The 13,336-nt window shown below is 71.2% G+C and carries 11 protein-coding genes and 1 tRNA gene; 7 read left to right on the top strand and 5 right to left on the bottom strand.

All coding sequences use genetic code 11. The annotated features are described in order from the left end of the window. Positions 1 to 207: 207 nt before the first annotated feature. The 4 genes from ABEA43_RS17030 to ABEA43_RS17015 form a co-directional block, all read right to left on the bottom strand. Positions 208 to 2,751, bottom strand: coding sequence for a Tex-like N-terminal domain-containing protein (locus ABEA43_RS17030; RefSeq protein WP_345562841.1), 2,544 nt, complete (start codon positions 2,749 to 2,751; stop codon positions 208 to 210). A 27-nt stretch (positions 2,752 to 2,778) separates the two neighbouring features. After that, complete coding sequence (locus ABEA43_RS17025) at positions 2,779 to 3,942, bottom strand: amidohydrolase (RefSeq protein WP_345562839.1); 1,164 nt, start codon at positions 3,940 to 3,942, stop codon at positions 2,779 to 2,781. 327 nt (positions 3,943 to 4,269) lie between these two features. Then, complete coding sequence (locus ABEA43_RS17020) at positions 4,270 to 4,704, bottom strand: RpiB/LacA/LacB family sugar-phosphate isomerase (protein WP_345562837.1); 435 nt, start codon at positions 4,702 to 4,704, stop codon at positions 4,270 to 4,272. Positions 4,705 to 4,762: 58 nt separating this feature from the next. Next, positions 4,763 to 4,835, bottom strand: a tRNA-Met gene (locus ABEA43_RS17015). Between the two features lie 235 nt (positions 4,836 to 5,070). On the opposite strand from ABEA43_RS17015, the gene ABEA43_RS17010 reads away from it, so the two are divergent. Genes ABEA43_RS17010 through ABEA43_RS16980 form a run of 7 tightly spaced genes read left to right on the top strand, consistent with a single transcriptional unit; the run spans position 5,071 to position 12,827 of the window. After that, positions 5,071 to 6,144, top strand: coding sequence for an S-methyl thiohydantoin desulfurase family protein (locus ABEA43_RS17010; RefSeq protein ID WP_345562836.1), 1,074 nt, complete (start codon positions 5,071 to 5,073; stop codon positions 6,142 to 6,144). Continuing rightward, complete coding sequence (locus ABEA43_RS17005) at positions 6,137 to 7,714, top strand: hydantoinase/oxoprolinase N-terminal domain-containing protein (protein ID WP_345562834.1); 1,578 nt, start codon at positions 6,137 to 6,139, stop codon at positions 7,712 to 7,714. Before ABEA43_RS17010 ends, ABEA43_RS17005 begins: the two co-directional genes overlap by 8 nt. Positions 7,715 to 7,737: 23 nt before the next feature. After that, positions 7,738 to 9,357 carry an ABC transporter substrate-binding protein gene (locus ABEA43_RS17000; RefSeq protein ID WP_345562832.1) on the top strand — a complete coding sequence of 540 codons (1,620 nt, stop codon included), beginning with the start codon at positions 7,738 to 7,740 and terminating at the stop codon, positions 9,355 to 9,357. A 2-nt stretch (positions 9,358 to 9,359) separates the two neighbouring features. Then, complete coding sequence (locus ABEA43_RS16995; protein ID WP_345562831.1) at positions 9,360 to 10,376, top strand: ABC transporter permease; 1,017 nt, start codon at positions 9,360 to 9,362, stop codon at positions 10,374 to 10,376. Then, positions 10,373 to 11,224: an ABC transporter permease gene (locus tag ABEA43_RS16990; protein WP_345562830.1), complete on the top strand. Its 852-nt coding sequence runs from the start codon at positions 10,373 to 10,375 to the stop codon at positions 11,222 to 11,224. Before ABEA43_RS16995 ends, ABEA43_RS16990 begins: the two co-directional genes overlap by 4 nt. Next, positions 11,221 to 11,958 carry an ATP-binding cassette domain-containing protein gene (locus ABEA43_RS16985; RefSeq protein WP_345562828.1) on the top strand — a complete coding sequence of 246 codons (738 nt, stop codon included), beginning with the start codon at positions 11,221 to 11,223 and terminating at the stop codon, positions 11,956 to 11,958. The genes ABEA43_RS16990 and ABEA43_RS16985 overlap by 4 nt, the downstream gene beginning before the upstream one ends. Beyond that, positions 11,955 to 12,827: an ABC transporter ATP-binding protein gene (locus ABEA43_RS16980; protein WP_345562827.1), complete on the top strand. Its 873-nt coding sequence runs from the start codon at positions 11,955 to 11,957 to the stop codon at positions 12,825 to 12,827. Before ABEA43_RS16985 ends, ABEA43_RS16980 begins: the two co-directional genes overlap by 4 nt. On the opposite strand, the gene ABEA43_RS16975 is transcribed toward ABEA43_RS16980, so the two are convergent. Next, positions 12,820 to 13,287, bottom strand: coding sequence for a MarR family winged helix-turn-helix transcriptional regulator (locus ABEA43_RS16975; RefSeq protein WP_345562825.1), 468 nt, complete (start codon positions 13,285 to 13,287; stop codon positions 12,820 to 12,822). The two genes, ABEA43_RS16980 and ABEA43_RS16975, sit on opposite strands and share 8 nt — an antisense overlap. Positions 13,288 to 13,336: the final 49 nt, after the last annotated feature.

Genomic DNA, 13,336 nt, shown 5'->3' with positions numbered 1-13,336 from the left:
CGCCCGCGCATGGCGCTGACCCGCGCATGGCGCTGACCCGCGCATGGCGCTGACCCGCGCATGGCGCTGACCCGCGCATGGCGCTGACCCGCGCATGGCGCTGACCCGCGCATGGCGCTGACCCGCGCATGGCGCTGACCCGCGCACGGCCCTGACCGGCGCAGGCTAGGCGTTCGCTGGCGGGCCTTGGTCAACCGGCGTTTGGGGTTAGCGGTTGTCGTCGCCCAGGCCCGCCTTGCGGAGGGCTTCGGCCATCGCGCCCGAAGGCGCTGGGCGGTCCTGGCGGCGCTGGCCGCCCCGCTGGCCGTCGCCCCGGCCGCGCTGGCCTCCGTCGCCGTTGCCGGTGCCGCGCTGGCCGTCGCCCCGGCCCCGCTGGCCGTCGCCGCGACCACCCTGGCCACGGCCGCCGTCGCCGCGAGATCCGTCGCCCCGGCTGCCGTCCCCGCGCGAGCCGTCCGCGCGAGCGGCGTCTCCCCGGGAGCCGTCGCCGCGGGCGACGTTGCCCCGGGCGCCGTCCCCGCGAGGGGCGTCACCCCGAGCGCCGTCGGCGCGGGCGGCGCCCTGGCGGCCGGTGCTCTTGCGGGGACCGTCGCTGCCCGGCTGCCCGCTGACCTCGTCTTCCAGCCGCAGGGTCAGGGAGATGCGCTTGCGCGGGATGTCGACGTCGAGCACCTTCACCCGCACGATGTCGCCCGGCTTGACGACGTCGCGCGGGTCCTTCACGTAGGTGCGGGACATGGCCGAGACGTGCACCAGCCCGTCCTGGTGGACGCCGACGTCCACGAACGCGCCGAACGCCGCCACGTTGGTGACCACGCCCTCCAGGATCATCCCGGACGCCAGGTCCGAGATCTTCTCGACGCCCTCCTTGAAGGTGGCGGTCTTGAAGGCCGGGCGCGGGTCGCGGCCCGGCTTCTCCAGCTCGCGCAGGATGTCGGTGACGGTCGGGAGGCCGAAGGTCTCGTCGGTGAACTCCTGCGGCTTGATCGCCCGCAGCGCCGCCGTGTTGCCGATCAGCGTCTTGAGGTCGGACTGGACCGAGCCGAGGATGCGGCGCACCACCGGGTAGGCCTCCGGGTGGACGCTCGACACGTCGAGCGGGTCGTCGCCGCCGGGGATGCGCAGGAAGCCCGCGCACTGCTCGAACGCCTTGGGCCCGAGCCGCGGCACGTCCTTCAGCGCGGTGCGGCTGCGGAAGGGGCCGTTGGAGTCGCGGTGGCGCACGATGCTCTCGGCCAGCGTCGAACCGATGCCCGACACCCGCGTGAGCAGCGGCGGCGACGCGGTGTTGACGTCGACCCCGACGGCGTTGACGCAGTCTTCGACCACCGCGTCGAGTGAGCGGGAGAGCTTGGACTCGGCCAGGTCGTGCTGGTATTGGCCGACGCCGATCGACTTGGGGTCGATCTTGACCAGCTCGGCCAGCGGGTCCTGCAGCCGCCGCGCGATGGAGACCGCTCCGCGCAGGGACACGTCCAGCTCGGGCAGCTCCTGCGAGGCGTAGGCGGAGGCGGAGTAGACCGATGCGCCGGCCTCGGAGACCACGATCTTGGTCACCGACGGCATGTTCGCGACCAGCTCACCGGCCAGCTTGTCGGTCTCGCGCGAGGCGGTGCCGTTGCCGATGGCGATCAGCTCGACCCCGTGGCGCTGCGCGAGCGCGGCGAGGACGGCCAGCGACTGGTCCCACTGCCGCCTCGGCTCGTGGGGGTAGATGGTCGCCGTCTCGACGACCTTGCCGGTGGCGTCGACCACGGCCACCTTCACGCCGGTGCGCAGGCCCGGGTCGAGGCCCATCGTGGCGCGGGTGCCGGCCGGGGCGGCGAGCAGCAGGTCGCGCAGGTTGGTCGCGAACACCCGGACGGCCTCGTCCTCGGCCGCCTGCCACAGGCGCATCCGCAGGTCGATGCCGAGATGGACCAGGATGCGGGTGCGCCAGGCCCAGCGCACGGTCTCGTTGAGCCACTTGTCGGCCGGCCGCCCCTGGTCGGAGACACCGAAGCGGGAGGCGATGCGCAGCTCGTAGTCGGGGCTGTCGTCGGGCTCCAGCACGACCGACAGCACCTCCTCCTTCTCGCCCCTGAACATCGCCAGGATGCGGTGGGACGGCAGCTTGGTGAACGGCTCGCCGAACTCGAAGTAGTCGGAGAACTTGGCCCCGGCCTCCTCCTTGCCCTCGCGGACCTTCGACACCAGCCGCCCGCGGGTCCAGAGCTGCTCGCGCAGGCCGCCGATGAGGTCGGCGTCCTCGGCGAAGCGCTCGATCAGGATCGCCCTGGCGCCCTCCAGCGCCGCGCCCGTGTCGGCCACGCCCTCGGTGACGAAGCCCGCGGCCGTGGCCGCCGGGTCGAGCGAGGGGTCGGCGAGCAGCTGGTCGGCCAGTGGCTCCAGCCCGAGCTCGCGGGCGATCTGCGCCTTGGTGCGCCGCTTCGGTTTGTACGGCAGGTAGATGTCTTCAAGCCTGGCCTTGGTCTCGGCCGCCATGATCTGCTCGCGCAGCTCGTCGTCGAGCTTGCCCTGAGACTCGATCGACTCCAGGATCGCCGCCCTGCGCTCCTCCAGCTCGCGCAGGTAGCGCAGCCGCTCCTCGAGCGTGCGCAGCTGCGCGTCGTCGAGGGCGCCGGTGACCTCCTTGCGGTATCGCGCGATGAACGGCACGGTCGCGCCGCCGTCGAGCAGCTCGACCGCGGCCTGCACCTGCCCGTCGCGTACGTCGAGCTCAGCCGCGATCCGCTGGTGAATAGAGAGCACTTGCCTGCCTTTCGATGGTCCCGCCGGTCAATTGTGCAGGACGACGCCGTCCTTCATGACCAGAGTGCGCGCAGGGTGAACGACCACGGCCTCCGCCGGCCCCCCGGCCGGCACGACGACCAGGTCGGCCCGATCGCCCGGAGCCAGGCCGTAGTCGTCGAGCCTGAGCGCACGGGCGCCGCCGACGGTGGCGGCCTCCAGCGCCAGCTCGATGTCCTCGTCCCTGCGGAAGGTGCTGCGATAGGCGATGTGCATCGCCCGCTCCAGCATGTCGCCGCTGCCGTAGGGGCCCCACAGGTCGCGGATGCCGTCGTGCCCGCAGGCGACCGTCACCCCCGCCGCCCGCAGCTTCTTGATCGGTGGCACAGGGTAGCTGTAGACGGCCGCGGTCGCGATCGCGACGCCCGCCTCCGCGAAGCCCTGCACGAGCCGGTCTTGGTAGGCCTCGTCGAGCTGGCCGAGCGCGTAGGCGTGGCTGACCGTCACCCGGCCGCCGAGCCCGAGCACCTGGGTGCGCTCGGTGATGAGCTCCAGCTCCCACCCGCCCAGCGAGCCGCCGTCGTGCAGGTGGATGTCGACGTGCGCGCCGTAGCGGTCGGCCAGGCCGAAGATCACGTCGAGGTGGCGCACCGGGTCGCGGTCGACGCCTGCCGGGTCGAGGCCGCCGACCGCTTCGACGCCGCTCTTCAGCGCCTCTTCGAGCAGCTCGGCCGTGCCGGGGTTGGTGAGCACGCCGTGCTGCGGGAAGGCGACCTGGCGCACGTCGATCGGGGAGCCCGCGGCGGCCTCGCGCACGGCCTCCACGCCACGGAGCCCGACCGAAGGGTCGATGTCGGTGTGGGTGCGCACATGGGTGGTGCCTGCGGCACTCATGCGGGACAGCAGCGCGCCGATCCGCGCCACGCTCGGCACTCCCAGCTCGGCCCGGCGGCCCAGGTCGTTGCCGATGCGGCCGGCGAGCGTGTCGTCCGCGGAGTGCGGCACCCACGCGCCGCCGTAGAGGGTCTTGTCGAGATGGCAGTGCGCCTCGACGAGACCGGGCAGGACGAGCTGACCGGCGATGTCGTGGACCAGCGCGCCGGGCGCGTCGATGCCGCGGGCGACGCGGGCGATCCGGCCGCCGCTGATGAGCATGTCGGCAGGCGCCGTGAGCCCCCAGAGGAGGCCGCCGCGGAGCAGCACGTCGGTCATGCCAAGCACCCTAAAGGGCGGGACCGACGATTTCCGTGCCTCAGGTGTGACGGTTCTGAATCCTGGCCGCGCGTGGGGAGAGCCGGGGGACGGGTTCAGGAAGGCCGGCTGGCGAAAAGCTCAAGGTGGTGGCAGTAGCGGCAGCGATATGCGTCTATTTCCCACTTCGGACGTCCAAACAGCTTTGCCCCGCCGAAGACACCCCGTTCCAGCGCGCCCTCCACCCAACGGGCGAACCCGGAGGAGTTTTCACCCGAGTCCATGATGAACCCGGCTTCCAGTCCTTCCTCCCCGCAATGCGTACACCGTAAGTTCGGCATGTCCATGTCAGATCTCCCCGAGGTGGGCCACGTTCGAGACGTCGGCGGATTCGGTGCTCGGGCGGCCCGCCAGCCACGCGTCGAGGATCTCGGCGAGCACCACGTCGGAGGTCAGCCGCAGGCTGAGCGCCAGCACGTTGGCGTCGTTCCACTTGCGCGCGCCGTCGGCGGTGTAGGCGTCGACGCACAGCGCCGCGCGGACGCCGGCCACCTTGTTCGCCGCGATCGAGGCGCCCGTGCCGGTCCAGCAGCACACGACCGCCTGCTCGGCCCGCCCTTCGCTCACGTCTCTGGCGGCCAGCTCGCAGGCCCACGCCCAGTCGTCGCGCTCCCCGTCGTTGAGCGCGCCGTGGGTCAGCACCTCGTGCCCGCGCTCGCGCAGCTCGGACACCACCCGCTCGGCCACGCCGTCCCTGCTGTCGGCGGCCACCGAAATCCGCATGCGCCCTCCCTTCCCGATCCCAGATCTATCAGGGCCGCGGAAGGCAGGGGAAGGCTCGTGGCGGGTGCGGGGATCGAACCCGCCTGGAACGGCTTATGAAACCGGTGGGCACACCAGCGCCCTCACCCGCCTCGCGAGGCGTGTCAGGGCGGCTGCGGATCAGGCTCGGAGCTCCCAGGGCACGCGCACAGGGCGTCGCATGCGCATTCGGCGGCGGTCCATGGACTCTCCTTCGGCTCTGATCCGGCGTGATCGATCATGGCGGCCGCGAGCAGGGCCGCGCAACGCATTTAGATCGCGCGATTTGCCAGGCAACACGTGTCAGACTGGCGCTTTGCGGTGGTATGTGCTTGGTTGTGTCGCCATATGAGCAGCATTGATGTGAGTGATATCGCCGCTCTCGCCCGAGGGTGCGCCGTTCTCGGCACCGGGGGCGGTGGAGACGTGCGTACCGGATCGCTGGCCGCCCTCAGAGCCGTCCGCGAGTACGGCGAGGTGCCCCTGGTCGAGCTGGCGGACCTCCCGGAGGACGCGCTGGTCGTGCCGCTGTCCGGAATCGGCGCCCCGACCGTGAGCCACGAGATGATCCACAGCGAGGACGAGCCGAAACGCATCGCCGAGGAGGTGGAGCGGCTCTTCGGCAGGCGGCCGAGCGCGATCATGTCCTCCGAGATCGGCGGCTCCAACGGGGTCGCCCCCGTCGCCTGGGCCGCGCAGCTCGGGCTCCCGCTGCTCGACGCCGACGGCATGGGACGGGCGTTCCCCGAGGTCCAGATGGTGTCGATGTACGTGGCGGGGCTGCCGGCCGATCTGGTGATCATGTCCGACGTCGCGGGGAACGTGGTGACGATCCGCCCCGTGGACGGGCTCTGGTCCGAGCGCCTGGCGCGCGCCGTCTGCGTGGCGGCGGGGTCGCACGCGCTGATGGCCGACTACGTGCTCACCGCCGCACGTGCGCGGGGCGCGGTCATCGAGGGTACGGTCACCCGCGCCCTGGAGGTCGGCCGGGTCACGGAAGGCGCCGCGGACCCCCTGCGCGCGCTCCAGGACCGCCTCGGGGCCGCGCGGCTGATCACCGGCAAGCTGACCGACGTCGAGCGGCGCACGACAGGCGGGTTCGTCCGCGGAACCGCCACCATCGACGGCACAGGCGATGACCGCGGCCGCCGCCTGGCCCTGGAGCTCCAGAACGAGAACCTGGTCGCCATCGAGAACGGCCAGGTGCGCGCCATGGTGCCGGACCTCATCACGGTGGTGGACACCGAGACCGCCGCCGCCGTGCAGACCGAGTCGCTCAGGTACGGCCAGCGTGTCACGGTGCTCGCCTGGCCCTGCGACCCCCTCTGGCGCACGCCCAAGGGACTGGAGACCGCCGGGCCACGGGCGTTCGGGTACGAGCTGGACTACATTCCGGTCGAGGAGCTGACGGCACATGGCTGACCTGCGGATCGGGATCGACGTCGGCGGCACGAACACCGACGCCGTGGTCCTCGGCGGCGACGGCCGGGTGATCGCCAAGGCCAAGCGGCCGACGACCAAGGACGTGACGGGCGGGCTGCGCGCCGCGCTGGACGCCGTGCTGGCCGAGCTGGGGCCGGCGCCCGTACAGGACCGGATCACCCGCGTCATGCTGGGCACCACGCACGCCACCAACGCGATCCTGGAGCGCAGAGGGCTGGGCCGGGTCGCGGTGCTGCGGCTCGGCGCGCCGGCCACCACCTCCGTGCCACCGCTCTCCGACTGGCCCGGCGACCTGCGGGCGGCCGTCTCGGCGGGGGAGGCGATCGTGCCCGGCGGCCACTACGTCGACGGCCGCGAGATCAGCCCGCCGGGCCTCGACGCGATCCGCCGCTTCCTGGACGGCGTGGAAGCCGACGCCGTGGCCGTGACCAGCGTGTTCAGCCCGGCGAGCAGCGAGCACGAGCGGCTCGCGGAGGAGCTGATCAAGGCCGAGTACGGCCTGCCGGTCTCGCTCAGCCACGAGATCGGCTCGCTCGGGCTGCTCGAACGCGAGAACGCGACCGTGCTGAACGCCGCCCTGTACGGCGTGGCCGCCCACGTCACCGAGGCCCTGGTCACCGCACTGGCCGAGCGGGGGCTGGGCGCGCGGCCGTACCTGGCGCAGAACGACGGCACGCTCATGACGGTGGAGCACGCCGCGCGGCTGCCGGTGTCCACCATCGGCTCGGGCCCGGCGAACTCGCTGCGCGGAGCCGCGTTCCTGTCCGGCGTGGCGGACGCGATCGTGGTGGACGTCGGCGGCACGTCCACCGACCTGGGCGTGCTGGCCGGCGGCTTCCCGAGGGAGTCGGCGGCGGCGGTCGAGATCGGCGGGGTGCTGACCAACTTCCGGATGCCCGACATCCTGGCCATCGCGCTCGGCGGCGGGACCGTCGTCAGGGCGGACGGCGTCGGCCCCGGCTCCGTGGGCTACCGGATCGTCGAGGAGGCGCTGGTCTTCGGCGGGAGCACGATGACGATGACCGACGCGGCCGTCGCCGCGGGACGGACGCCGGGCGACGCGCAGGGATGGCGCGAGCGGCTGGCGGACGGCGTCAGAGCACAGGGGCATGACATGTCGGCAGGAATCTCCGACATTCTGGAAAGGGCGCTGGCCGTCGCGGACGAGATGGTGATCGACGCCGTGGACCGGATGGCGCTCGGCAAGACCGACAGACCCCTGGTGGCGGTGGGTGGCGGAGCCTTCATGCTGCCCGAGGGGATCCCCGGCGTGAGCCGGGTGATCCGCCCGGAGCACGCCGAGGTGGCCAACGCCGTAGGGGCGGCCATCGCACTCGCGAGCGGCAGAGTCGATACGATCTTGCCTGCAGGAGATAGCAGGGCACAAGCGATCGAAAAGGCCAAAGAGGAGGCGGCGGCGCGAGCCGTGGCGGCGGGGGCGGATCCTTCCGGCGTCGAGATCGTCGACCTTCTCGAAGTGCCGCTCAGCTACCTCTCCGAACCCGCGGTACGGGTACACGTCAAAGCCGCCGGACCCCTCGCCCGGTGAAAGATCGAAAGGATCCCCCCACCATGCGCTGGCACAAGCGTCTGCTCGTCGCCTGGGTCACCGGTGCCTTGGCCCTGACCGCATCCGCGTGCGCGGGCGGCCAGGTGCGCGGCGCCGGAGGGACACCACAGCCCGCCGCGAGCAGCGGCGGTCAGCCGGCGGCCACAACGGCCGCGCAGGCCAATGACAGCACGTTCGTCTACGTGCCGAACCTCGACGTGGTCACCGACTGGGATCCCGCGACCTCCTACTCCAACGAGATCGTCGCCCTGTCGAACATCTACGAGGGCCTGACCAGGTACAACTCCCAGACCCAGAAGGCGGAGCCGCGCCTGGCCACCGAGTGGACCTCGGCGAACGAGGGCAAGGAGTGGACGTTCAAGCTGCGGCAGGGCGTCAAGTTCCACTCCGGCGCCACGCTCGACGCGGAGGCCGCCAAGAAGGCCATCGAGCGGACGATCGAGAAGAAGGGCGGCGCGGCCTACATCTGGGGCGCGGTGCAGAAGATCGAGGCGGTGGACGCGGCCACGCTGAAGTTCACCCTCAAGTACGCCGCCCCGCTCGACCTCATCGCCTCCTCCGGCTACGCGGCCTACATCTACGACGTGGACGCCGTGGACGCGGACGGCAAGAAGACGGCGGGCACCGGGCCGTACACGATCGACTCCTGGCAGAAGGGCAAGGAGACCGAGCTCACGCTGAAGGCGTACGAGGACTATTGGGGCGGCTGGCGGCCCGAGCAGTACAAGAAGGTCGCCTTCAGGGTCACGCCCGAGATCACCACGGCGTGGCAGCTCCTGCAGAAGGGCGAGGTGAACTTCGTCCAGCGGCTGAACCCGCAGCTCTTCGAGCAGGCCGGGATGACCGAGGGCGTCAAGACCGCGCAGTCGCCGTCGTTCCAGAACCTGCTGGTCCTGTTCAACACGGCGGGCGGCCCGACGCGGAACGTCAAGATCCGGCAGGCGCTGCAGCTCGCGATCGACTACGACGGGCTCGCCGCGGCGCTCAAGGGCTCGGGGCAGAAGGCCAGCGGCCTGGTGCCGCAGGGGCTGCTCGGCCAGACGTCCGACATGGCGCCCAAGCAGGACCTGCCCAAGGCGCAGGCGCTGATGGAAGAGGCCGGGTACGGCCCCGACAACCCCGAGCTCAAGCTCACCCTGACCTACGCCCAGGGCGACGACGACCAGAAGCTGCTGGTCACGCTGCTCAGCTCGGCGCTGAAGCACATCAACGTGACCCTGCAGGCCAAGCCCATGACCTGGAGCGCGCAGTGGGACCTGGGCAAGAAGCAGGGTCAGGACATCTTCGTCATGTACTGGTACCCGGACTATCCGGATGCCTACTCCTGGTTCGTCAACGTGTTCAAGAGCGCTGACAAGCCGCAGTTCAACCTGTCCTACCTGAAGAACGCCGAGATCGACGCGGCCATCGACAAGCTGCCGCAGCTCACGGCCACGGACGAGATGCAGGCCAGGCAGTCGTTCCAGGACTTGCAGAAGAAGATCATCACGGACGAGGCCGCGGTCGCGGTGCCGTACGTGCAGGTCTACCAGCGGGCGCTGACCGCCGACGTCGAGGGATATGTGGACAATCCCGCTTATCCCAACGTGGTCTTCTTCCACGACCTCAAGCGCGCAAGCTGACCATGCTCCGTTATCTGGCCCGCCGGCTCGGTCAGGCCCTCCTGGTCGTGGCCGGCGTGGTCGTGCTCACGTTCGCCGTCATGCGGCTGGTGCCGGGGGATCCGGCGGTCGCGTTCGCGGGGCCCAAGGCCACGCCCGAGCAGCTCGCCGAGGCGCGGCTGCGGTTCGGGCTCGACGACCCGATCCCGGTCCAGCTCCTGAACTACGTGCGCGACCTGTTCACGGGTGACTGGGGCACCAGCCTGCGGACCCGGCAACCCGTACGCGACGACCTCTACCTCGCGTTCCCGGCCTCTCTGGAGCTGGTCGGGACGGCTCTGCTCATCGCGGTCGTCGTGGGCATCCCGGTCGGCGTGCTCGCCGCCCGCTATAAGACGAGATTTCCGGACCTGGGGGTGCGGTTCGGGAGCATGCTCTTCGTCTCCGTCCCCGTGTTCTGGCTGGCCCTGACCCTGCAGACGGTCTTCGCCAGCAACCTCGGCTGGTTCCCGGTGGCGGGCGAGTACGACTCCGCGCTCGACACCACCAGCCCGCTCACCCTCTGGACGAACATCACCGTCGTCGACGCCCTCATCACCGGCAACTGGCCCATCTTCACCAGCACCGTCGAGCACCTGGTGCTCCCGGCACTGGTCGTGGCCGCCTATCCGATGGGCGTGATCGCCCAGATGACCAGGGCGGCCCTCATCGAGGAGTCCGGCCAGGACCACGCCAGGCTGGAACGCGCGCTCGGCTTCGGTGAGACGTCCATCCTGACCAAGTTCGCGCTGAGACCGGCGCTGAACCCCGTCCTGTCGCTGATCGCCCTGGTCTTCGCCTACGCGATCGTCAACGGATTCCTGGTCGAGGCGGTCTTCAACTGGCCCGGCCTGGGCCGCTACGCCGCCGAGTCGATCAAATCCCTGGACACCCCGGCCATCTCCGGCGTCACCCTTCTGGTAGCCCTGATGTACGTCCTGGCCAACCTGGTCGTGGACCTCCTCCAGGGCTTCGTCGACCCGCGGGCGAGGGCGCGATGACACCCGTGGAAGCGCCCCTGCGGCGTACCCTGCCGAGGATCCCCGACCGGTTCGCCGCGTTCGGCGCGGTGCTGATCGTGCTCGTCGTCCTGGCCTCGATCATGGCGCCGTGGCTCGCGCCGTACCCGGTGGACGAGCTCAACCCGCTGGAGAACCTGCAGCCTCCGAGCGCCGCCCACTGGTTCGGGACCGACCGGGTCGGGCGTGACCTGCTCACGCAGATCCTGTACGGCGGGCGCACCTCGCTGTTCATCGCCGTGGCCGTGCTGGGCGTGTCGGCGCTGGCCGGGGTCACGCTCGGGGTGGTGGCCGGGTACGCGGGCGGCTGGGTCAGAGACGTGATCATGCGGATCACGGACGTGTTCCTGGCCTTCCCCGCGCTGCTGCTCTCCCTGGCCCTGGCCGTCGTGCTCCAGCCCAGCGTCACCACGGTCATCGTGGCCATCGCGGTGACGTGGTGGCCCTGGTACACCCGGTTGTCCGCCTCGGTGGCCGCCTCGATCGCGACCAGGAGCTACGTGGACGCCGCCAGGTGCCTGGGCGTGCCCGCGCCGCTGATCATCCTGCGGCACGTGCTCCCGAACTCGCTCACTCCCGTCCTCGTCCAGCTCTCCCTCGACGCTGGCGGGGTGATCCTCACGTCGGCGGCGCTGTCGTACCTGGGGCTGGGCGCGCAGGAGCCGACGGCGGAGTGGGGGCTGATGGTGCAGCAGGGACAGACGCTCTTCACCACGAACTGGTGGGTCGTCACCTTCCCAGGGCTGGCGATCCTGGTGACGGCGTTCGCGTTCAACGTGCTGGGGGAGGGGCTGCGCAACGCGCTGGACCCCCGAAGGGTCGTGAAATGATCGAGGTGCGTGACCTCCGGGTCAGCTACGGGGGGCGGGTCGTGGCCGACGTTCCCGAGCTGGACGTGGGCGCGGGCGAGTGCGTCGCGATCGTGGGGGAGAGCGGCTCGGGCAAGTCCACGACGCTGCTCTCGCTGCTGGGCCTCACCCCAGATGCCGAAATATCAGGACACGTGAGTGTGTGCGGCGTGGACGTCCTGACGGCCCCGCCCCGGCGGCTCCGTGAGATCCGCGGAGCCAGGGTGGCGCTCGTGATGCAGTCGCCGCAGGCCGCGCTCAGCCCCGCCACCCGGCTCGGCGTGCTGATGCGCCGCGCGCTCAAGCTGCACGGGCGAGGCCGGGTCGAAGAGACCATGGCGCAGGCCATGGACGCGGTCCTGCTCGACCGCGAGATCCTGCGCCGCTACCCGCACGAGATCTCCGGCGGCCAGGCCCAGCGCTTCGCCATCGCGCTGGCCATCGCGCTGGGCGCCGAGGTGATCCTCGCCGACGAGCCGACCAGCGCGCTCGACGTGACCGTGCAGGCCGAGGTGGTCGGCGTCCTGCACAGGCTGCGCGCGGAGCGCGGGCTGGCGCTGCTGCTCGTCTCCCATGACCTGGCCCTGGTCTCGACCATCGCCGACCGGGTGCTCGTCATGCGGGACGGCGCGGTGGTCGAGTCGGGCCCGGCCGCCCGGGTGCTGTCCGAGCCGGCCCACCCTTACACCCGCGAGCTGCTGGAGGCGCTGCCGTGACGACGCTCAGGGCCGAGCGGGTGACGCTCGGGTACGGCAAGCGCCCGGTCGTGCACGAGGTGAGCCTGGACATCACCGAGGGCGGCGTCGGCCTGATCGGGGAGAGCGGGTCGGGCAAGACGACCCTGGCGCGGGCGTTCCTCGGCCTCCTCACCCCCATGTCCGGAAATATCTGGTACGGCGACCAAACCCTGAAAAAAGCGGACCGCCGGAAATTTCGGAAAGACGTCCAGCCCGTCTTCCAAGCCGAAGCCCTCGACCCCCGGATGCGCATCGGCAGCTCCATCGCCGAAGCCCTGCCCCGCGCGGACCGGGGCAGAGTGGGCGAGCTGCTCGAACAGGTCGGCCTGGACCCCGAGCTGGCCGCCCGCCGGCCGCACCAGCTCTCCGGCGGTCAGCGCCAGCGCGTGGTGATCGCCAGGGCCCTGGCGGTCGGCCCGCGCCTGCTCATCCTGGACGAGCCCACCAGCGCGCTCGACGTCACGGTCCAGGCCAGGATCCTCGACCTCCTGGCGGGGCTGGACACCGAGCGCCTGCTCATCACCCACAACCTCGCCGTGGTGGAGCGGCTCTGCCGGACCTCGCACGTGCTCTTCGCGGGCCGCGTCGTCGAGTCGGGCCCCACGGGCGTCCTCCTCGCGAACCCGGCCCACCCCTACACCCGCGCGCTGCGCGACGCGGTGCCCAGGCTCGGGGGTGATCCGCCCGAGGCCAAGGGCGGGACGGAGGCCGTACCGGCAGGGACGGGCTGCGCGTACCGGCTGCGCTGCCCGCTGGCCGTGGCGGAGTGCGTCCGGCGGCCCGAGCCCAGGGACGTGGGCGGCCGTCAGGTGGCCTGCCACCGCGCGGAGGACGTCGTCGTCACCTGAGGGTGATCACGTCCTTCAGATGGGAGCTGAGGTCGTCCGACAGTTTGCCCATCAATCTGGACAGCTCCGCTCGATCCGCCTCGGACCACTCGGCGATCGCGCCCTGGAACCAGTCGGTGGTCACCTTCCTGCACCTGCTCGCCACCTCGGCGCCCTCCTCGGTGAGCGCGATGCGCCAGGCGCGGCCGTCGTCGGGATCGCGTACGCGCTCGACCAGGCCGCGCTGCTCCAGCGTGGCGACGTGCCTGGTCACGTGCGGGCTCTCCACCTGAAGCCCGGTGGCGATCAGGCCGATCCTGCGCGGCTCGCCCGAATCCAGCAGATAGACGAGGATCTGCACGTCGGGCCGGTCCAGCCGGACGCCCGCGGCCTCGGTCAGCCGCTCGTGCGTCTTGGCGCGGTTGAGCGTGGTCACGAGCATGCGGAACGCGGACACCGTCCTGTTGAGATCTTCGTCCATCGGTTTGCTTACCTAACTTACGTATGTATCATCATGTCTCGGTTACTTA

The organism is Nonomuraea rosea (genome assembly GCF_039539705.1).
In the GTDB taxonomy this organism is placed as follows: Bacteria; Actinomycetota; Actinomycetes; order Streptosporangiales; family Streptosporangiaceae; genus Nonomuraea; species Nonomuraea rosea.
Note: the sequence above shows the minus strand (reverse complement) of the source record. Positions and strands in the feature narration are given on the sequence as shown.

Bases quoted from the DNA above. Each gene is read 5' to 3' on its own strand.
- ABEA43_RS17020 (WP_345562837.1), bottom strand. From the start codon at position 4,704: ATGCGGATTTCGGTGGCCGCCGACAGCAGGGACGGCGTGGCCGAGCGG.
- ABEA43_RS16995 (WP_345562831.1), top strand. From the start codon at position 9,360: ATGCTCCGTTATCTGGCCCGCCGGCTCGGTCAGGCCCTCCTGGTCGTG.
- ABEA43_RS17025 (WP_345562839.1), bottom strand. From the start codon at position 3,942: ATGACCGACGTGCTGCTCCGCGGCGGCCTCCTCTGGGGGCTCACGGCG.
- ABEA43_RS16990 (WP_345562830.1), top strand. From the start codon at position 10,373: ATGACACCCGTGGAAGCGCCCCTGCGGCGTACCCTGCCGAGGATCCCC.
- ABEA43_RS16985 (WP_345562828.1), top strand. From the start codon at position 11,221: ATGATCGAGGTGCGTGACCTCCGGGTCAGCTACGGGGGGCGGGTCGTG.
- ABEA43_RS17010 (WP_345562836.1), top strand. From the start codon at position 5,071: ATGAGCAGCATTGATGTGAGTGATATCGCCGCTCTCGCCCGAGGGTGC.
- ABEA43_RS16975 (WP_345562825.1), bottom strand. From the start codon at position 13,287: ATGGACGAAGATCTCAACAGGACGGTGTCCGCGTTCCGCATGCTCGTG.
- ABEA43_RS17000 (WP_345562832.1), top strand. From the start codon at position 7,738: ATGCGCTGGCACAAGCGTCTGCTCGTCGCCTGGGTCACCGGTGCCTTG.
- ABEA43_RS17005 (WP_345562834.1), top strand. From the start codon at position 6,137: ATGGCTGACCTGCGGATCGGGATCGACGTCGGCGGCACGAACACCGAC.